At 37.6% G+C, this 18461-nt stretch carries 20 protein-coding genes and 1 pseudogene; 5 read left to right on the top strand and 16 right to left on the bottom strand.

Translation table 11 applies throughout. From position 1 onward, the window contains the following. Nucleotides 1-380: RNA-guided endonuclease TnpB family protein (locus DFR56_RS13470; RefSeq protein WP_146214292.1), on the bottom strand; the 380-nt coding region annotated here is incomplete at its 3' end. A 270-nt stretch (nt 381-650) separates the two neighbouring features. After that, complete coding sequence (locus DFR56_RS23250) at nt 651-815, bottom strand: hypothetical protein (RefSeq protein ID WP_170124504.1); 165 nt, start codon at nt 813-815, stop codon at nt 651-653. Between the two features lie 316 nt (nt 816-1131). On the opposite strand from DFR56_RS23250, the gene glcD reads away from it, so the two are divergent. Further along, nucleotides 1132-2538, top strand: coding sequence for a glycolate oxidase subunit GlcD (gene glcD / locus DFR56_RS13475; protein WP_110395976.1), 1407 nt, complete (start codon nt 1132-1134; stop codon nt 2536-2538). Then, on the top strand, nt 2535-3863 hold the full coding sequence (locus DFR56_RS13480; RefSeq protein ID WP_110395977.1) for a (Fe-S)-binding protein: 1329 nt from the start codon (nt 2535-2537) through the stop codon (nt 3861-3863). Before glcD ends, DFR56_RS13480 begins: the two co-directional genes overlap by 4 nt. A gap of 309 nt (nt 3864-4172) precedes the next feature. On the opposite strand, the gene DFR56_RS13485 is transcribed toward DFR56_RS13480, so the two are convergent. From DFR56_RS13485 to DFR56_RS13495, 3 genes are all read right to left on the bottom strand, one after another. Beyond that, complete coding sequence (locus DFR56_RS13485) at nt 4173-4973, bottom strand: MBL fold metallo-hydrolase (protein ID WP_110395978.1); 801 nt, start codon at nt 4971-4973, stop codon at nt 4173-4175. Beyond that, nucleotides 4974-6104: a CdaR family transcriptional regulator gene (locus DFR56_RS13490; protein WP_158525649.1), complete on the bottom strand. Its 1131-nt coding sequence runs from the start codon at nt 6102-6104 to the stop codon at nt 4974-4976. Between the two features lie 101 nt (nt 6105-6205). Further along, entirely contained in the window at nt 6206-7141 is a 936-nt protein-coding gene (locus DFR56_RS13495) for a S66 peptidase family protein (RefSeq protein WP_110395980.1), read from the bottom strand. Nucleotides 7142-7259: 118 nt separating this feature from the next. Here DFR56_RS13495 and DFR56_RS13500 point away from each other — a divergent pair. The 3 genes and pseudogenes from DFR56_RS13500 to DFR56_RS13510 form a co-directional block, all read left to right on the top strand. Further along, nucleotides 7260-7604: pseudogene (locus DFR56_RS13500) on the top strand (amino acid ABC transporter ATP-binding protein); the annotation flags it as partial. A gap of 104 nt (nt 7605-7708) precedes the next feature. Continuing rightward, nucleotides 7709-8407 carry a CoA transferase subunit A gene (locus tag DFR56_RS13505; RefSeq protein ID WP_110395981.1) on the top strand — a complete coding sequence of 233 codons (699 nt, stop codon included), beginning with the start codon at nt 7709-7711 and terminating at the stop codon, nt 8405-8407. A 32-nt stretch (nt 8408-8439) separates the two neighbouring features. Continuing rightward, nucleotides 8440-9108, top strand: coding sequence for a CoA transferase subunit B (locus DFR56_RS13510; RefSeq protein ID WP_110395982.1), 669 nt, complete (start codon nt 8440-8442; stop codon nt 9106-9108). A gap of 433 nt (nt 9109-9541) precedes the next feature. Here the strand turns inward: DFR56_RS13510 and DFR56_RS13515 are convergent, their stop codons facing one another. The 11 genes from DFR56_RS13515 to DFR56_RS13565 all read right to left on the bottom strand — a co-directional run bounded on the left by DFR56_RS13515 (nt 9542) and on the right by DFR56_RS13565 (nt 18415). Beyond that, a complete protein-coding gene (locus DFR56_RS13515; RefSeq protein ID WP_110395983.1) occupies nt 9542-9967 on the bottom strand; it encodes a cupin domain-containing protein in 426 nt (141 codons plus the stop codon). 54 nt (nt 9968-10021) lie between these two features. Then, nucleotides 10022-10852: a phosphoenolpyruvate hydrolase family protein gene (locus DFR56_RS13520; RefSeq protein WP_110395984.1), complete on the bottom strand. Its 831-nt coding sequence runs from the start codon at nt 10850-10852 to the stop codon at nt 10022-10024. Next, nucleotides 10852-12084, bottom strand: a complete 1233-nt coding sequence (locus tag DFR56_RS13525; RefSeq protein WP_110395985.1) for a Tm-1-like ATP-binding domain-containing protein — start codon at nt 12082-12084, stop codon at nt 10852-10854. Before DFR56_RS13525 ends, DFR56_RS13520 begins: the two co-directional genes overlap by 1 nt. A gap of 268 nt (nt 12085-12352) precedes the next feature. Further along, nucleotides 12353-13531, bottom strand: a complete 1179-nt coding sequence (locus DFR56_RS13530) for a phosphoenolpyruvate hydrolase family protein (protein WP_110395986.1) — start codon at nt 13529-13531, stop codon at nt 12353-12355. 1526 nt (nt 13532-15057) lie between these two features. Next, on the bottom strand, nt 15058-15705 hold the full coding sequence (deoC, locus tag DFR56_RS13535) for a deoxyribose-phosphate aldolase (RefSeq protein ID WP_244916540.1): 648 nt from the start codon (nt 15703-15705) through the stop codon (nt 15058-15060). Nucleotides 15706-15897: 192 nt separating this feature from the next. Next, nucleotides 15898-16158 carry a EutN/CcmL family microcompartment protein gene (locus DFR56_RS13540; protein WP_211320632.1) on the bottom strand — a complete coding sequence of 87 codons (261 nt, stop codon included), beginning with the start codon at nt 16156-16158 and terminating at the stop codon, nt 15898-15900. Nucleotides 16159-16163: 5 nt separating this feature from the next. Continuing rightward, a complete protein-coding gene (locus DFR56_RS13545) occupies nt 16164-16436 on the bottom strand; it encodes a BMC domain-containing protein (RefSeq protein ID WP_110395988.1) in 273 nt (90 codons plus the stop codon). Nucleotides 16437-16450: 14 nt separating this feature from the next. Next, nucleotides 16451-16729: a EutN/CcmL family microcompartment protein gene (locus DFR56_RS13550; RefSeq protein ID WP_110395989.1), complete on the bottom strand. Its 279-nt coding sequence runs from the start codon at nt 16727-16729 to the stop codon at nt 16451-16453. A 101-nt stretch (nt 16730-16830) separates the two neighbouring features. Further along, a complete protein-coding gene (locus DFR56_RS13555; protein WP_110395990.1) occupies nt 16831-17286 on the bottom strand; it encodes an RpiB/LacA/LacB family sugar-phosphate isomerase in 456 nt (151 codons plus the stop codon). Next, on the bottom strand, nt 17283-18122 hold the full coding sequence (tpiA, locus tag DFR56_RS13560; RefSeq protein WP_110395991.1) for a triose-phosphate isomerase: 840 nt from the start codon (nt 18120-18122) through the stop codon (nt 17283-17285). The genes DFR56_RS13555 and tpiA overlap by 4 nt, the downstream gene beginning before the upstream one ends. Nucleotides 18123-18136: 14 nt before the next feature. Continuing rightward, nucleotides 18137-18415: a BMC domain-containing protein gene (locus DFR56_RS13565; protein ID WP_110396143.1), complete on the bottom strand. Its 279-nt coding sequence runs from the start codon at nt 18413-18415 to the stop codon at nt 18137-18139. Nucleotides 18416-18461: the final 46 nt, after the last annotated feature.

Genomic DNA, 18461 nt, shown 5'->3' on the forward strand with positions numbered 1-18461 from the left:
TTACCATCAATAGAGATATTTTGATTGACTTGTTTTGTAGTGTAGGACTGAACAGGGTGCATCTTACTTTTGAATCGGGGTCTTTCGTTTTGTTTGTTAAAGAAACGAGAAAAAGAATCAGCGAGGTTTTTCAAGGAGGACTGAAGCGCAATGCTATCAACCTCTTTTAACCACTCCGTTTCTTCTGCTCTTTTCATTTTAGGAAGCATGGCAGAACATTGATTGTACGATAATCCCTTTCCAGTCTCAGAGTATGTCGTATTCCATAGATGAAGGAAATGATTGTACACAAATCTTGCACAGCCAATTGTTTTAGCAATTAGTTCTTCTTGGATTTTATTGGGATAGATCCGAAATTTATAGGCTTTAAGTTTCAACATATGCTCCACCTCGTTTTTATACTTTAATTATACTTTGTGGAACGTGTGTTTGCAAATGGATTTGAGATTAGATTTATAGCTCCCGGGCGTCCAGAACACCCACGATTGAAATCGCGGGTGTTCTGGACATTTTCATAAATACTTCCATCATAAAACAATGAGTGGATTTGTGAAAAGTGAAACAAGAAGAAAGAAATACGTAAAGATAAATTCACGAACATTTTCATTTTTTAAAAATGAAGCATTCAACTAAGTAAACCTCTTACATTTTTATTTACTCGGCAATTTATCAAATAATACGAGAGATAATGTTGCAATCGGGCCTAACAGCAAAGATATTAAAAACCAATTTAACCCGCTTCTATTTTTCCCTTGCGCAATTCCTGCATTAATTAATGCCAGTGTCCCCCACCCTACGAAATATCCTTCATTCATTTTCTCCACTCCTATTTTTGCTGTTTAATCTATTTTAACAAAAATAATTAAGATGTGAGTCAATTTCATCAAGACTAATTCAAAGGATAAATCCAAAACATGATCCATTGAAAAGTCTTGATATTCGTGTATTGTAACTACTGACATATTGAATGATGAAATTGATTCTTGCAATATATATTAAAAACCTTTCCACCACTTAGTCCTTTACCCAAAAATAAATCCTTTAAATCTTTGAACATTAGACAATCACACATATATTTTTTAAATTAATTCTTTTATAATACATATAAGTAAAGTGATTAGGAGAATGCATATGTTACATGAAACTGTAATCGAACAGTTTACCATTATCGTTGGTAAAGAAAATGTTAAATATGATAACGCTTCCTTGCTTGCATATTCTTATGATTCGACCGCACAATACCAAGCATTACCTGATGCAGTTATTGCACCCAGAAATACAGAGGAAGTGTCTCAAATTGTAGAAATATGTAATGAGCAAAAGATACCGATTGTGCCTAGAGGATCAGGTACTAATTTATGTGCTGGTACTACTCCACTAGAGGGAGGTGTCGTTTTATTATTTAAAAATATGAACGAAATTTTGGAAATAGATGAAGACAATTTAACGATGACCGTCCAACCTGGAGTGTATACGAAAACAATATTTGAAGCCGCAAGTCAAATCGGTCTATTTTATCCACCTGATCCTGGCTCGATGCATATCTCACAAATTGGTGGTAATATTAGCGAAAACTCAGGTGGTCTACGTGGATTAAAATATGGTGTGACAAACGATTATGTGCTCGGCCTTGAAGTAGTTCTTCCTAATGGGGAAATTATTCGTACCGGTGGGAAACTTGCCAAAGATGTTGCTGGGTATAATTTAACAGAATTATTTACTGGATCGGAAGGAACGCTCGGGATTATTACAGAGGCAATTTTGAAATTAATTCCAAAACCAGAAACAACTAAAACGATGTTAGCACTTTATCATGATTTAGAAGAAGCAGCTAAAACAGTCTCAGCGATTATTGCCAACCGGATTATTCCTGTAACACTCGAATTTTTAGATCAGCCAACAGTGAAAGTGGTCGAGGATTTCGCCCAAATTGGACTTCCTACAGAAGCGAAAGCCATTTTGTTAATTGAACAAGACGGTGCACCTGAGGTAGTGGAAAGGGATATCGATAAAATATCAGCTCTTTGCAGGGAAAATGGTGCATTTGATGTCACAGTGGCGAAAACTGTTGAAGAGGCTCAAGCACTTATGACAGCAAGAAGAGCAGCATTATCAGCTCTATCACGGCTAATGCCGACAACGATTTTGGAAGATGCAACCGTGCCAAGATCTGAAATTGCCAATATGGTGAACGCGATAAATGAAATCGCAGAAAAATATAACGTAAATATTTGTACATTCGGTCACGCTGGAGATGGGAATTTACACCCTACTTGTTTAACAGATGCCCGTAATAAAGAAGAAATTGCTCGGGTAGAGAAAGCTTTTGAGGAAATTTTTAAAAAGGCGGTTGAATTAGGTGGGACGATCACAGGTGAACATGGTGTTGGTGCAATGAAGCTTCCTTATCTACACTTAAAAGTGGGAGAAGCAGGGATTGAAGTCATGCGCAATATCAAACAAGCAATCGATCCGAATTATATCATGAATCCAGGTAAAATGTTTGCCCGTAATAAGGATGAGGTGGTGAACGAATGAAGCAACAGGAAAAAGAACGTATTCAACAAGCTTTCAAGGAAAAAGTCGATTATAACGAATTAATGAATTGTACACGATGTGGATTTTGTCTCCCAAGCTGCCCAACCTATATAGAAACAGGGAAAAATGAAGTACATTCCCCACGGGGACGAATTGCTTTAATGAAAGGATTAGTCGATGGTGTTATTGAACCATCAGATGAAGTAAAACGTTCGATCGATATGTGTCTTGGATGTCGTGCTTGTGAGCCAGTTTGTCCTTCTGGTGTTCAGTTTGGACGCCTACTTGAACAAGCACGAGACGCTATTTACCAAACAAATAATCAATCCGTTACGATGAGGTTAACTCGTAATCTCGCATTTAAAAAACTTTTTCCTAATCATCATCACATGATTACGATGACCGGTCTTGTTGGATTTTATCAACGTTCTGGTTTGCAAAAGGTAGCTAAAAAAACTGGGATGATTCGTGTCGTTCCAAAAAATTTACGAGCGATGGAAAATGTTTTGCCACAAGTTCCAAAACGAAAAGACATGAAACGAAGACCGACACATTTACAATCGTTCATCAAACAGAAAAAACGAGTAGCTTTTTTTTCTGGCTGTTTAATGGATACCGTTTTTATGACAACAAATGATGCAACGATGAGGCTACTGCAATATGCAGGTTGTGAAATTGTTATTCCGAAAACACAAGGTTGTTGTGGTGCATTACATGGGCACAGTGGAGAACAAGAACAATCCAAAGAGATGGCAAAGAAAAACATTGCAGCATTCGAAGATGAAAATATCGATTATATTATTACAAATGCTGGTGGATGTGGTGCTTTCCTGCATGATTATGACCATCTATTAAAAGATGATCCCGAATGGAAAGAACGTGCTAATAAATTCGCGGGAAAAATTAAAGATATCTCAAGCGTTTTAGTAGAATTGGAGTTTCATAAAATAGATTTACAACTAGATGATCAAATTGTCACCTATCAGGACTCCTGTCATTTAAAAAATGGACAAAACACGTTTATGGAGCCAAGGCAATTAATTGAAGCGGTTAGTGGTGTAGACTATGTTGAAATGACCGATGCAAGCCGTTGTTGTGGGTCAGCCGGAATCTATAATATTGTTGAATCAGAGATGTCGATGCAGATTTTAGACTATAAAATGGAACAAGCTAAAAAGACGAAAGCAAAAACGATTGTCACCTCGAACCCTGGCTGCTTGCTTCAAATGAAGTTAGGCATTGAACGAGAGGGGCTTGGGGAAAAGATAGAAGCGATTCATCTTGTCGATTTTTTACTTGAAGCTTATGAAAATGCAAATAAATAACCATATGCTCCACATCCAATTGGTGTGGAGTTTGCTTTTGATCATGTAGTATTTTTTTCGTCAGTGCTTCGGGACACTATAATTTAATGATGATTAGCGGGAGGAATCACTTGAGTGCCAGGAACTATGTGTTGATTTTAGGTATGATGTGAAACGATAAGCCATTATGTGCTGAAGTTAGAAATAATGCGTCGGACAAATGATTATGTGCTAGTACAAGTAATGATGTGCTGCGATAAACGGTTAAATGCCGCGGTGTCGGAAATTAAAGTTATGTGCTAAAATCAACAATTATGCGGTGCTAATACTTCATCTTTTCAACTCCTGTTTCGCTAGTTTCAAGTTATCAACATGAATGGCCTTCATTCCTTCGTAAAAAGAATATTTTTTCTGTAACTCTTTTTCTATCTCGTTATCTGTTACTAGTTGCTCTAAATAAAAATGAGAAAACTCCAGCCTTCTTTCTATTTCGTGCTGGTCATCTGTAGTAAGACCATGACCTGGAACATGATAGTTAATGTGATAGTTTGTCAAGATATGTCTCGCTTTCTCCATTGTTTTCACATACTTTTTATAACTATCAAAAATAAATGGAAATTCAACATCAGAAAGATAATCACCTGACAGAAATATCCCATATGGTTCAACAACGGTAAATAAACCATCTGCCGTATGACCAGGTGCCTTATTAAACAGTAATGTGACATCTCCTAGCTCTAATTTTTGCCCATCTTCCGTTACAACAATATCTACGGCAGGATAGATTGGTTCATAATTTCTCTGTAAATAATACTTTTGATCAAATTGCTGAATCATCTGAAGCGTTTCCTTTTTATAGAGATTATTTTCAAATTCCTCTGTCGCAATCACTTTCGCCTCTAAAAAAGCACCAGCTCCAATAATATGGTCAAAATCGCTATGTGTATATATAATATAAAGCTCCCTATCACCTTTTATCTTTTCTACATAATACTTGATTGTTTCAATCTCAACAGGTAACCAGTTAGGATCCGTCATAATTATTGCTTCATCTGTTTGGATCAAAGCGGAAGTTGTCATATAAAGCGAGCTTTGAAATACGGTTAAATTTTCTTTTTTAAATTGAATCACTCATCTTCCCCCTTTATTACTTAGGTCTTCTCTTATAAACCGATTAGCCAAATAAAGCAACACTACATGTTCCATTCTACTCACGTTCAAATCTGTTAAATTCTCTATTTTTTCTAGCCGATAATATAGTGTATTTTTATGAATATGTAAATCTTCAGCTGTTTTTTGAATCGACATATCATTTTCCAACCAACTGTTTAATGTGAGTAATATAGTTTCATCATCTAATAATGGGGCAATCGTTCTTTCGACAAATTTTTCTTTCGTCTGATCGTTCAGTTCATATTGCACCATTTCAAACCTCAATTCCTCTTCAAAAACGATCCTCTTTTCCTTTTTTGCTATTAAGCAAGCTCGTTCCGCCTGTTCAAATGATGATGATAACGCCTCATATCCAGAAGGTTGTCCCACGCCAACATAGACCTCATTATCTAGCCGCTCCATTGCATTTTCTAAAAATACGTTTATCTTTTTACTTAATGCATTTCTTTTATATTCCTTATCGATAATGAGTAGTTTCCCTTGCCCCCAGCGAACAAAAATAGCATCCCCTTTTTGATCCCATTGTGTCCGTAAAGAAATGATCTCTTTATAGGATAAATCATTCGTTGTAAATGGAATATGTAAACTAATAACTTGACTGTACTTCACTACATCGAGATTAAAAAATTCACCACGTTCGATTAGCACATCTCTTGAAACGTTTCCGTGTATCCAATCAAAAACAAATAGTTCTAAATTACGTGCCATTTTTTCTTGGGTCATTTGATCAATCGTACCTTTTATAAATAACTCCGACATCTTTTGGACAATTCGCGCATAAGGTTCGACTTTTATAGGATCCCCCGTAATTCCTAATACACCAATAGGTTTATCTTCAATAATGACAGGTAAAACAATTCCTTTCCTGACTCCTTTAAGTTGCTCGCTTAATTCTTTTGTCATAATCATTTTCTCTCTTTTTTTCATTGCCAAATATGCACCTTCATGAAATTCATTGACTCGTGCTAGTTCCGTACTAGCAACGATCACGCCGTTTTCGTCCGTAATAATGACATCTTCATTAATTAATTGATTAATCTCCCTTACTAAAGATTTGAAAATTTGATCCGTTTGAAATAATGGTTGCATTGCACTTTCTCCTCTCAATGCTTTTACTAAATATAGCATATCTTTTTATTTATTAAAAATAGGGAAAAATAAAAAAGTGGTGCAAGTGCATGCTCCACTTTTTAAAGGGGGGTCGGTAAACTAACGGTAGGTTCTGTTATGGTAAAGGTGTTATTCACAGTATTAAGATTAGCAGTTGCACCGATAGGAATTGCCGCTTTATAAAAACCATGACCAGTTGCAACATTTATCATTAATGGTTTGCCTAAAGGAACAATTACTCCATTGATCAGATCGGCATATGACGTATTATATGCTATAGGACAATTCGTGCACTCCCCCATCACAATGCCAATACAATCATCGAATTTACCTGCAAGCTTTAACATATTGACATATCTATATACCGTATTTATCGGTTCGTGAGTTTCTTCTAACAACAATATTTTTCCTGTCGTATTAATCTCATATGGGGTCCCAAGAGTACTTATTAATGCGGTTAAATTCCCTCCTACAATTGGTCCAGTCACATTCCCTTGTACAACACTTATTTGGGGAATACCGGGTGGATTGACGATTATTCTTGTTGGTGAATAGACGGATGTAGCTGCAAAAAATTGATCAAAGTTATACGCCGGTGTAGTTGGCCTAAAATCAATTAGCATTAAACTATGGAGTGTAATCAGATTCGACATTTGTGCAAGTGCATTTAGTAATAAGGTAATATCGCTATATCCTGAAACTATTTTCGGATGACTTTCAATAAAAGGATAATCTAAATAAGGGAGAATTCCTTCTACTCCAACCCCTCCCCTTGTTGGAAGAATTAACTTAACTGCATCATTTGCAAACATACGCATTAAATCATCTGCTCGTTGCTCGTCTGTTCCAGCCAAAAAACCAGTTTGTGCATATACATTTTGTCCAAGTACAACATTAAAACCCAAACTTTCTAAAAATTGAATTCGTTCATTAATAACGCCCGCATTAAGTGGACTCCCCAACGTTACGATCCCTATTGTATCTCCTGCTTGCAAAATAGGGGCTTTTATTGCCATTTTCAACACCTGCCACTTCATTTCTCGTGAAACACTATGATTAATTTATGCAAATGGAACTAGTATTGTGATATATGCGGGGAATAACTAGCAAGAAACTGGGCATTAAATATGTTATGATAAGGCAAACGTCTCCCCCGCTACATTATCAGGTGGACAAATGCAAAGGGTCGCAATCGCAAGAAGTCTAGCAATGAAACCAAAAATTATGTTATTCGATGAACCTACCTCTGCACTAGACCCGGAATTAGTTGGAGAAGTACTAACCGTCATGAAAGAGTTAGCAAACGAAGGAATGACAATGGTCGTGGTCACCCATGAAATGAATTTTGCCCGTGAAGTTTGTGATCGTGTGTTATTTTTCGATGAAGGGATTATTATGGAGGAAGGGTCACCAGATGTTATTTTTAAAAATCCTAGTAATGAACGGACTAAATCATTTTTAAATAAAGTGTTAGGATAGAAGAAAATAATACTTTTAAACAAGTAAAAAATGCTTCAATACTTATGTTACAATGAAATAAAGGTTTCATCATAAATTAGTTCTTTCGCTTAGGAGGTTATTCAATGAAACAAGTATTTACATCATTTGATAAGGTCGTCAGTGATATAAAAGATGGATCTACTATCATGGTCGGTGGTTTTGGGCTTTGTGGAATACCTGAAAATGCAATAAATGCCCTAGTAGCAAGTGGTGTGAAAGATTTAACAGTCATTTCTAACAATTGCGGAGTCGATGATTTTGGTCTCGGTTTATTGTTAAAAAACAAACAAATTAAAAAGATGATCGGTTCTTATGTAGGCGAAAATAAAGAATTTGAAAGACAAGTTTTAGAAGGAATTATCGAAGTAGAACTTACTCCTCAAGGAACTTTAGCGGAAAAAATACGGGCAGGCGGGGCCGGTATCCCTGCGTTTTTTACACCAGCTGGGGTCGGAACACAAATTGCGGAAGGAAAAGAAGTCCGAACATTTCATGGAAAAGAGTATGTACTAGAAGAATCACTAACTGCTGATTTCAGTTTTGTACGTGCGATAAAAGGTGATAGGATGGGGAATTTAGTCTACAACAAAACAGCAAGGAATTTTAACCCGATTATTGCAGCGGCTGGAAAAGTAACAATTGCGGAAGTGGAAGAAATTGTTGAGACCGGAGATCTTGATCCAAACTATATTCATACACCAAGCATTTATGTACAACGGATCATTCAAGGAAACCAGGAAAAACGGATTGAAAGAAGAACTGTAACTACGACAAGTAATTAACGTGTGCATGAAGGTAACTATAAAAGGAGTGAATCAGTTTGAGTAGAGCTGCTATTCGTGAAAAAATTGCCCGTCGTGCGGAAAAAGAAATTAAAGACGGTTTTTACGTCAATTTAGGTATTGGGATGCCAACACTTGTGGCAAATTATATTTCAGACGATAAACAAGTTGTCTTACAGTCAGAAAATGGTCTTCTCGGGATTGGACCTTATCCTACAGAAGATGAAATCGACGCAGATTTAATTAATGCTGGAAAAGAAACGGTAACAACGATTGATGGTGCAGCATTTTTTGATAATGCGGAATCATTTGCGATGATTCGTGGTGGTCATATCAATTTAGCTATTTTAGGTGGAATGGAAGTATCGGAAACGGGTGATTTAGCCAATTGGATGATTCCTGGAAAAATGATTAAAGGAATGGGGGGTGCAATGGATCTTGTCCATGGCGCCCAACAAATTATCGTTATTATGGATCATGTCACTCGTGATGGGGAACCAAAAATTTTGAAACAATGTTCCCTACCTCTGACTGGAAAAGGTGTCGTCGATAAAATCATTACCGAACGTGCAGTAATGGAAGTGACGGATGATGGACTCGTATTACTTGAGATTGCCGATGGATTCACTATCGATGAAGTCATTGCATCGACAGAAGCTGAGTTGATCGTTAGTGATCAATTACTTGAAAAAGCATTTTAACTAGAAACTATCTCACCATTGTGGGATAGTTTTTATCTTTTACATATTCACAATCGAATTTGAAGAATGATTTGGTGACCCTTCATTTCAAACAGTGAAAATGTCCCTTGCAATATAGAAATTGTCTAATACCTCTATGTTAAAGCGCATTAAGGTGAGTAGAATGAATACTTAAGCATTGATAGCTTAAGTAAGACAAAACAAAAAACGGGCAATTACATTTCTTGTGCCCGTTTACGTCACGTTCTAATGGTTGTTGTAAATTTGTACATAAATTTCTTAGCTAGCCTTTTCCAATTTATTTTGCCACACTTAATGAACCGCCATTTCTACTAGTCAATTGATTAGTCTCTATTTTTATTGGAAGGGCCTCCAAGTATTTCCCCTGTTGCAAAGCTCTGTATGATCATTTTTCCATACATCATCTTCATTATTAATCTGGTAATTGTCCAGGATCTAATATTTTACAATTTGGATCTTCTCGTAAAACCTTTTCTGGACCATGAGGGCTGTAAATTGCAACTAACTTCAATGTTTCCCAGCCTGTATTTACCGTTGAATGATAGACTCCTGCTGGTATATGAATACACATTCCAGCTGATATCCTCGTAACTGGGCCATCATTGACTGTTTGTTCTCCCTCACCTGAAACAACATACAATACTTCCTCTTCCTCCGGATGGTTATGACGAGTATGTCCTTTTCCAGGCTTCAAATTGACAACCCCCATACTGAACTTCTGTGCATCTGTTACATTTGGTTCACTAAACCATTTGATTGTTCCCCAATCAAATAATTGTGTTTCAACGTCTTGTGGGTGTATATAACGTAAACCTGCTCGTTCTGTAGTGGAACTCATCTTATTTCCTCCTTTGAATATAGATAATAATTTATGTTGTCTTTCCTGATTGCCTTAAATATTTAACTCTTTAAACTTACGTGCTTGATTTTCAATCGCTGGTTCCGTCGATAACCGTTCAATACTACTAGCTCCGAAAAATCCTGCAATTCCTTCTGTGTGTTCAAAAATATATTGTGCATCTTGTGGCTCCGCAATTGGTCCACCATGACATAACACAATAATTTCAGGGTTCACTTTAACTGCAGCATCTCGCATTGCTTGTACTTTTTTAGCAGATTCCTCTAACGTAAGTGCACTCTCTGCTCCGATACTTCCACTTGTTGTCAGTCCCATATGAGGAACGAGTACATCTGCTCCCGCCTTTGCCATCTCAATAGCTTGTTCTGGAGTAAATACATATGGACAAGTAAGTAAATCAATTTCATGTGCCTGACGAATCATGTCAACTTCCAAATCAAATCCCATACCTGTTTCTTCTAAATTCAGGCGGAAGGTTCCGTCAATCAAACCAACTGTTGGGAAGTTCTGTACTCCATCAAATCCTGCTTGTTTTATTTGTTGTAAAAAGTTGGGCATTAATCTAAATGGATCTGTTCCACAAACTCCTGCTAACACAGGTGTATGCTTCACCACTGGCAAAACTTCTGAACCCATTTCCATTACAATTTTATTCGCATCTCCATACGGTAATAATCCTGCAAGACTACCCCGTCCCGCCATTCGGAACCGACCCGAATTATAAATAATAATTAAATCTACTCCGCCCCTTTCTGCAAATTTAGCAGAAATTCCTGTTCCTGCACCGGAACCGATAATCGGTTTCCCTTTAGCTACTTGCTGTTTTAATTGTTCTAATGCACGTTCTCTTGTAAAATTTGCCATTAGCTTGTCTCCTTTTCTTGTTTGCTTTTCAACATATTGAGTAAATGATGTGCCATTGCTAATGCAAATTCTGGATCATTTATATGGTAATTGAGTTCAATTAAATGGACGATATCTTTATTTACATTTTTTCGAATCGCATTAAATAAAGCCGCATCTGCTTCAGGACGATAAAATGGTTGGTCTTCCTGATCAATTGCACTCAATCCTTTTAACGGCAAAAACATTGTTGTTGGCCCTTTTGCTTGATTTAATTTATGAGCAATAATTTTCCCAAGTTCAGCACATTCTTCCGGAGTAGTTCTCATTAATGTTACATTGGAATTATGTTTATAGAATTCACGATGCGAAAAAACTTCTGGTACAGTATTCATTGCACCGAAGTTTACCATATCCAGCGCCCCACATGAAACGACTTGAGGAACTCCCTTTAAAGCTGCTGCATCAAGACGGTTGGGACCTGCTGTCATGACACCTCCTACAAGTTCATCACACCATTCAGTTGTAGAAATATCTGCAACTCCTACAATATAGCCATCATTTATTAATGTTTCCATTGATTGACCGCCATTTCCAGTTGCATGGAAAACAAGGACTTCATATCCGTTTTTTTCTACTTCTGCTCTAAAAGTTTCAACACATGGGGTTGTTACACCAAACATAGTCGTTGCAATTAACGGCTTGTCTTTTACTTTTGGGATAATTTGTTCCACCATTCCACAAATAGCGCCTACAGCATTACCAAGAATCTGTCTGGATATTCGATTTAATCCTGCGATATCTACTACTGAATTCATCATTACAATATCTTGATCCCCAACATATGGTCGCACATCGCCTGAGGCTACAGTTGATACAACTAACTTTGGAAACCCAACTGGTAGTTGATGCATCGCATATGTGACAAGTGCTGTTCCACCAGAGCCACCCATGCCCATTACACCATGAATTTTGCCTTCTTCATACAACTCTTTCGTGATTTTAGCGACTCCCTCTGACATTGTATTCATAGCAAAGCCACGATTCCCTTGTGCTCGTAATTCTGTTATACTACTCCCCCCAGCTATTGCAACCTCTCCCGCATAAATATTTGGAGTGATTGTGGGCTCAGACAGAACCCCACCATCTACTAAAATAACACGATGTCCTTTTGCAGTAATTAATTCCCTAACATAGTCATATTCAGCCTCTTTAGTGTCTAATGTCCCGATTAGTAAAATTGTTTTCTTCATTACATTTCCTCCCTTCTGTTATAGAGCGCTTTCATCCCAAATAGAAGATTGAACCGAACGTCAGCATTCTTTTCTGGAAAATTTTGATCATGTAAGGTACTATTCCATCACTAACTCTTTAAATAGAGAATACCCTATTTCTACCATCAATAACATGAAGAATTGTGTTGATTATATGTGTATTTGTATCATTTAAGCTATTTTTTCTATCACTTCAAATTATTACCATAAAGTTACTAGAAAAGCCTCCCAACTCAAATGGTCTTCATTATTCTTCTTGAAATGCTCTTGGTGATATTCCTACCCTTTTTTTAAATTCTTTACTAAAATGAGCATAATCTGCATAACCAACTGCATCAGCAATTTCTACTAATCGAAATTCGTTTTGTTTGATAAGTTTTTGTGCTTTATTCATGCGATATTCAATCAAGTAGTCTGTAAATGTCATACCGACTTCCTTTTTGAATAATTTACTTAAATACGATCTTGAAACATGTGAAACCTCCGCAAGTTCTGCTAAAGAAATACGATGCATATAATTCATTTCTATATATTCTTTTACAAAGTCAACATAATTATAATTCTTTTTAACACCTTCTAACATTTTCAATAAAAAAGGATCACCTTCTTTTTGACCCGTTATTTTAAATTCTTCAAATAAAGACGGCATTGATTTTTCTAGTGGGATTCTTTCTAAAGAGGAACCACCAATATATCCCATTGTACTTGTATTCTCATACATATACTTCAAATCAGTTGTCGTATATACGGAGCCACCATAAATCATCTTCATCACTTTTTTCCCTTTTATCCTATCACATACTTCGAATATACGATTCACTAGTTTGACGCTTTCTACTAGGTTTAATACTTTTTTAGCGCCGAGTAGCCCACCTCTAGTAAACCCTAAATGAGCACAAATAACATCAGCTCCCGCATCAATCATTTGGGCTGCTTGGCTTTCATCAAAAACAAAAGCAATAGTAAATAATCCTGTTTCGTTTGCGATCTTAATCGCCTCAACTTCAACTTGATAGGAAATATGCTCCTCTTCTAAGGCTTCTTTAAATACTCCATCTAACATTCCAACTGATGGATAATTATTTATACCTGAAAACCCTGCAGACTTAATTTCCACTACATACTCTTCCAATTTTATAAAGGGATCTGTAGCACACAATCCAAAGATAACTGGCACATCTTGAGCCATTGGGATAATTTCTCTTGTCCCAAATTCCATGACCAAATTGTTACAGTTCGAAAATGGTAAAAACCCCGCTAAAGAACTTACGCCCATTTGTCTGTATTTTCCAGAATTTAATGCAAGAATTAAGTCGATCCCTGCTTCAACTGCATGTTTTGTTGAAACACCAGCTCCAGTAGCTAAACCAATAATATATTCATTATTTTTACTTTTTTTAATTAGCTTTCTTCGATCTACATTCATGCTTAAACACTCCCCCAAATCTTAAACTAAGATAGAGTATTCTTCCGTCCATGTTCATTTCAATGTACATTTAGATTACCATATTTCTCATTACTTCATGATTGATCTGCATTAGGAGCAAATGTCTTTTGTTAGAGATGATACATTGCAATACCCCATGAAAGAAGGGGAAAGGGGATCGGCCTTTTATTGCTCAACTTTCGCACCAATAATAGGCGTTCAACCAATTCGCTTGGCTAAGCTTGGAGTGCGATGTCATCCTTGACACCCCTATATAATAAACCGTTTTCTAAAAGTGTGTGTAGGTAGGGAGCTCCAAATACTTCTTCTGCCAAATAACCTTATTTCATATAATCCATAAACTGCGCAGTAACTTCAGATAGCGGGATGACCTACCGCTACGGAAATACACTCCGCTTTCACCACAGGGCATAAGAGCGACATCTATTCAACCTGCGCTATCGCTTGCTTTCACAGTGTCTCCTTTACCGTGGGCGGCTGATGAGCCTCCTTGTGCTACGCACTGCGTAGTCTCACCGATGCCTTTCCTCCCACAGGAGTCCCCGTGTATTTCCTTCGCTCAGGTGTGTGTAGTCAATCATTACTGTTATTTGTTATGGATGTAATAAAGTAATTTTCATTCAGCCTACGTTGGCTCTACTGAATAAACAGATATCCCATCTAAATCAATAGTTTGTACCCGTTTTTCTCGATATAAAGTACAAGGGATTTGACTGTTTTACCAAAAACCTTTGCATATGCAATGAACTACTCTAGTTGTCTAGCGCGAAAGTGACTGACTCCAGCGGGAAAAGCGCGAGTCTGATGCCCCCGCAGGAAGTGGTTTTCTTCCGAGGCAGGTTAAGTACGCCACGTCCTGGGACTGGGACTGCGATTACTCGCCCCATCGAAGAGCTTTTGCACTTTCGTTCGTCCCATCGAAAAGCTTTATCGCAACACCTGAGACTGCGATTACTCGTCCCACCGTAAAGATTTGCACTAGCACGTCCTGTACGTCGGAGGGCTGAAGCCGTGCCCGCGGTAAAGAAGACACTGTAAAAGCAAGTGATAACGTAGCTTGAACAGATGTCGCACTTATGCCTGTGGTGAAAGCATGTCACATTTCGCGGAAGACAACGGTAGCATGGAACGCAATTTAGTTGTTCAGCAAACCTAAGTTACTGCACAGTTTATTTCAAATGCATCATAAGAATCACAAACGTTAACGAAAAGAGAGGTGGAGTGGAGGGAAAAATGACTATTTAGAGCAAACAGTCAACCCAAAGTCAATGTAGAGCACTGGGTTTTTGTCCAATTCGCTCTGCGAAGGTGAAGAAATAAGTTTTTCTTGAAAGCTATCGTTTCAGCAAAACAAAAGACTCCCTAGTATCAGCTAAACTAAGGAGCCTTTCTAAATTCATTTTTCTCTAATTTGACATTCATTTTAGAATCGCATTTACATGGTGGTAAAAATGATGATGGAGAGATAACTACTTATTTGTTATACACTCTAATCACATGGTTTCTTAATAACCTTTTCCTTTTCCACCTTTTACAATCTCTTTTCCAGAGCTTGCACCTAAGCGGTTTGCTCCTGCAGCAACTAACCTTCTTGCTGTATCTAAATCACGAACTCCGCCAGAAGCTTTGACGCCCATTTCTGGACCGACAGTTTTTCGCATAAGTGCGATATCTTCTGGGGTAGCACTTCCAGGACCAAATCCTGTTGATGTTTTCACAAAATCAGCATCTGCCATTTTAGAAAGCATACATGCTTTTTTCTTCTCTTCTTCCGTCAAAAATCCTGTTTCAATAATTACTTTTACTACAGCTTGTTTATTTACTGCTAATACAACACCTTCAATATCTTTTCTTACTGCATCATAGTCTCCCGACTTCAATGCACCAATATTGATTACCATATCAACTTCGGTCGCTCCTGCAGCAATAGCATCACGAGCTTCAGCAGCTTTTGTGAAGGTAGTTGTTGCCCCTAATGGAAATCCAATGACCGTTGTGATTCCTACATTTGAATCTTTCAATGCATTGGCTGCAGTTGGAACCCAGTACGGATTGACACATACTGTAGCAAACTGAAATTCAATTGCTTCCTCACATAATTTCTCAATTTCTTCCTTTGTACTTTCAGGTTTTAATAGTGTATGGTCGATCATTCGAGCAATTTGCGTTCCGGTAATTAACTGATTGTTATAACTGTTTACGCTGTTAACTTTTACATCTTCTTTTTGAACAGCTTGTTTAGACTGTTGTGAAAGTTTATTCATCACTTCTGCTGTTATTTTCTCGACTAATTGTTCTAACTCTACGCTCACCTGAATTCACCTCCGATGTCTATTTCAATTACTTTATTGTTCGATATTGTCGACTACTCCAACTATGATGGCATCAACTGCCCCTTCTGGATTTTCTAACAATTGCCGAGCTGATCCGCCTTCTTCCATAATAAGTACAAAATCCCCTATCCCTGCTTGTGCATGATCAACAGCAATAAATGAATCCGCAACCGATTGACCCTTATGATCAACTGGACTTACTACCATTAATTTTAAATGTTGGTGGCTGTCTGTTTTCACTGTGGAAACGACATGTCCGATTACCTTAGCCAATTTCATTATAGCTTAGGTAAGATTTTTTCTACTTCTTGATGTGGACGTGGAATAACATGTACAGATAGGAACTCTCCTACTCGACCTGCAGCATCCGCTCCAGCCTCTGTTGCCGCTTTAACTGCACCAACGTCACCGCGTACCATCACCGTAATTAAGCCTCCACCAACTTGAACCTTACCAACTAATTCAACATTAGCTGCTTTCATCATTGCGTCTGCCGCCTCAATTGCTCCAACTAATCCTTTCGTTTCGATCATTCCTAATGCATTATTCATTTTCTATTTCCTCCCTATTCTTCTGTGTAATAATAATCAATAATTCCCATAATCCCTGCGTCTGAAGGAATTAAGTCTTTATTCTTTTTTAAAGGCAAGCTTGATTCGCCACTTTTGGCTAAGTAAACAACATCTCCATAACCTGACTGACCAATCGTATCAATTGCAATCAGTGGTTTTCCTTTTGGCTGTAATTTATCGGTTAAAGGTTGAACAATTAGAAGCTTAAGTCCTTGTAACCCCTCATCCTTATGCGTACAGACAACTTTACCGGTTACTTTTCCAATAAACATCACAAAGACCTACTTTCCTCTTCTTAGAAAACGTGGCTTCTCGAAAAATTTTATGGTGAAAGCCTCAGTTGTTACATGGAGGAAGAAAAGTTTATCCTTTCTTATCTGCCTAAAAAACGACTCTCAATCTCCATAATTTTTGTTACTCTTCGGTCATGACGCCCACCTGAAAAATCAGTTTCCAGCCACTTTTTAATCATTTGAATAGCTAATCCTGGGCCTAATGTCTGACCACCAATCGATAACATGTTTGCATTGTTATGGTCACGGCTATTTATAACCGAAGAAAGGTCCCAACAAACAGCACAACGTACACCTGGGATTTTATTTGCTGCCATTCCGCTTCCAATGCCAACACCATCAATCATTATCCCAACATAGTCATCATTAGTAGCTACACACTCACCAACTAAAAAAGCAACATCAGGATAATCAGCGGACTCTCCTTCATGACAGCCAAAATCAACAAATTCATAACCTAGTGCTGTCAATTCTTCTTTTATTTTCTCTTTGAGTTCAAAACCGCCATGGTCACTTCCGATAGCTATTTTTTTCATGCACTTCCCAACTCCTTATTAAATGAGCGAATGATAGACTGGAAACTTTTTACCTCCAAGCTAGCTCCTCCGACTAATACTCCATCAATATTTTCATATGCTGCCAAACTTCTTGCATTTTCTGCATGAACTGATCCACCATATAAAATTGGAATCCTATGGGCAATAGAACCATGCAAATCATGGATTGATTGACGGATTGTTTGATGAACTCCCTCCGCTTGATAAGGTGTTGCAGATTGTCCAGTACCTATAGCCCAAACCGGTTCGTAAGCGATTATTATATTTGAAATATTTGGCAAGTTTTTTAAAGCAGCTTCAATTTGTTGTTTCACAATTTGACTTGTAAGCCCTTGTTTAAACTCTTCGCTGTTTTCACCTACACAAACAATTGGATACATACCGCTTTGTAAAACTTGTTTCACTTTATGTTGAATGGCTTCTTCCGATTCCCCTGCCATTCTTCTTTCTGAATGACCGATTAAAACGAAATTACATCCAACCTCTTGTAACATCCCGACACTAACTTCTCCTGTATGTGCTCCATGATCTTCCCAATGAACATTTTGTGCGCCAAGTTGAACTCCCGTTTGCAGCTTCTTCATTGCTATATTTACTGGATACAGCAATGGATATGGCGGACAAATGACGACAGTACTATCTTGTGGGTCACTTTGTACACTGTTTAAAAAATGAAGTGCTTTTTCTAATGACATATTCATTTTCCAATTGGCAACTACTAAAGGCTTTTGTCTCTGAAGCGAACGAGATTGTATTTGTTCTTTTATAATCTGTTCAACAATTGCTTTTACTTGCCTCCTAGCAGATGTATTCATCGATTAGAGACCACCTATTCTTTTTTCGGCAGAATTGCTTCTACTTCACTGTTCGGGCGTGGGATGACATGAACAGAAATAAGCTCTCCTACTCGCTGTACCGCTTCTGCGCCTGCTTCTGTAGCGGCTTTAACAGCTCCGACATCTCCTCTAACCATAACTGATACAAGTCCACCACCGACAAGCTCTTTTCCAACTAATTCAACATTAGCTGCTTTTACCATTGCATCTGATGCTTCAATTGCACCTACTAAACCTCTTGTTTCAATCATTCCTAATGCTTCCCTAACCATTTTATTTCCTCCTTGAATTTCTGTATTTTTTTCACTTGTTTTTTGT

The organism is Pseudogracilibacillus auburnensis, from assembly GCF_003201975.1.
Taxonomy (GTDB): domain Bacteria; phylum Bacillota; class Bacilli; order Bacillales; family Amphibacillaceae; genus Pseudogracilibacillus; species Pseudogracilibacillus auburnensis.

What these genes read in the sequence shown, in the direction of transcription:
- DFR56_RS13495 (WP_110395980.1), bottom strand. Translation starts at nt 7,141, where the DNA reads ATGGCAATAAAAGCCCCTATTTTGCAAGCAGGAGATACAATAGGGATC.
- DFR56_RS13565 (WP_110396143.1), bottom strand. Translation starts at nt 18,415, where the DNA reads ATGGTTAGGGAAGCATTAGGAATGATTGAAACAAGAGGTTTAGTAGGT.
- DFR56_RS13490 (WP_158525649.1), bottom strand. Translation starts at nt 6,104, where the DNA reads ATGCAACCATTATTTCAAACGGATCAAATTTTCAAATCTTTAGTAAGG.
- tpiA (WP_110395991.1), bottom strand. Translation starts at nt 18,122, where the DNA reads ATGAATACATCTGCTAGGAGGCAAGTAAAAGCAATTGTTGAACAGATT.
- DFR56_RS13520 (WP_110395984.1), bottom strand. Translation starts at nt 10,852, where the DNA reads ATGGCAAATTTTACAAGAGAACGTGCATTAGAACAATTAAAACAGCAA.
- DFR56_RS13530 (WP_110395986.1), bottom strand. Translation starts at nt 13,531, where the DNA reads ATGAATGTAGATCGAAGAAAGCTAATTAAAAAAAGTAAAAATAATGAA.
- DFR56_RS23250 (WP_170124504.1), bottom strand. Translation starts at nt 815, where the DNA reads ATGAATGAAGGATATTTCGTAGGGTGGGGGACACTGGCATTAATTAAT.
- deoC (WP_244916540.1), bottom strand. Translation starts at nt 15,705, where the DNA reads ATGATCGACCATACACTATTAAAACCTGAAAGTACAAAGGAAGAAATT.
- DFR56_RS13525 (WP_110395985.1), bottom strand. Translation starts at nt 12,084, where the DNA reads ATGAAGAAAACAATTTTACTAATCGGGACATTAGACACTAAAGAGGCT.
- DFR56_RS13550 (WP_110395989.1), bottom strand. Translation starts at nt 16,729, where the DNA reads ATGTTTATTGGAAAAGTAACCGGTAAAGTTGTCTGTACGCATAAGGAT.
- DFR56_RS13515 (WP_110395983.1), bottom strand. Translation starts at nt 9,967, where the DNA reads ATGAGTTCCACTACAGAACGAGCAGGTTTACGTTATATACACCCACAA.
- DFR56_RS13505 (WP_110395981.1), top strand. Translation starts at nt 7,709, where the DNA reads ATGAAACAAGTATTTACATCATTTGATAAGGTCGTCAGTGATATAAAA.
- DFR56_RS13555 (WP_110395990.1), bottom strand. Translation starts at nt 17,286, where the DNA reads ATGAAAAAAATAGCTATCGGAAGTGACCATGGCGGTTTTGAACTCAAA.
- DFR56_RS13545 (WP_110395988.1), bottom strand. Translation starts at nt 16,436, where the DNA reads ATGAATAATGCATTAGGAATGATCGAAACGAAAGGATTAGTTGGAGCA.
- glcD (WP_110395976.1), top strand. Translation starts at nt 1,132, where the DNA reads ATGTTACATGAAACTGTAATCGAACAGTTTACCATTATCGTTGGTAAA.
- DFR56_RS13480 (WP_110395977.1), top strand. Translation starts at nt 2,535, where the DNA reads ATGAAGCAACAGGAAAAAGAACGTATTCAACAAGCTTTCAAGGAAAAA.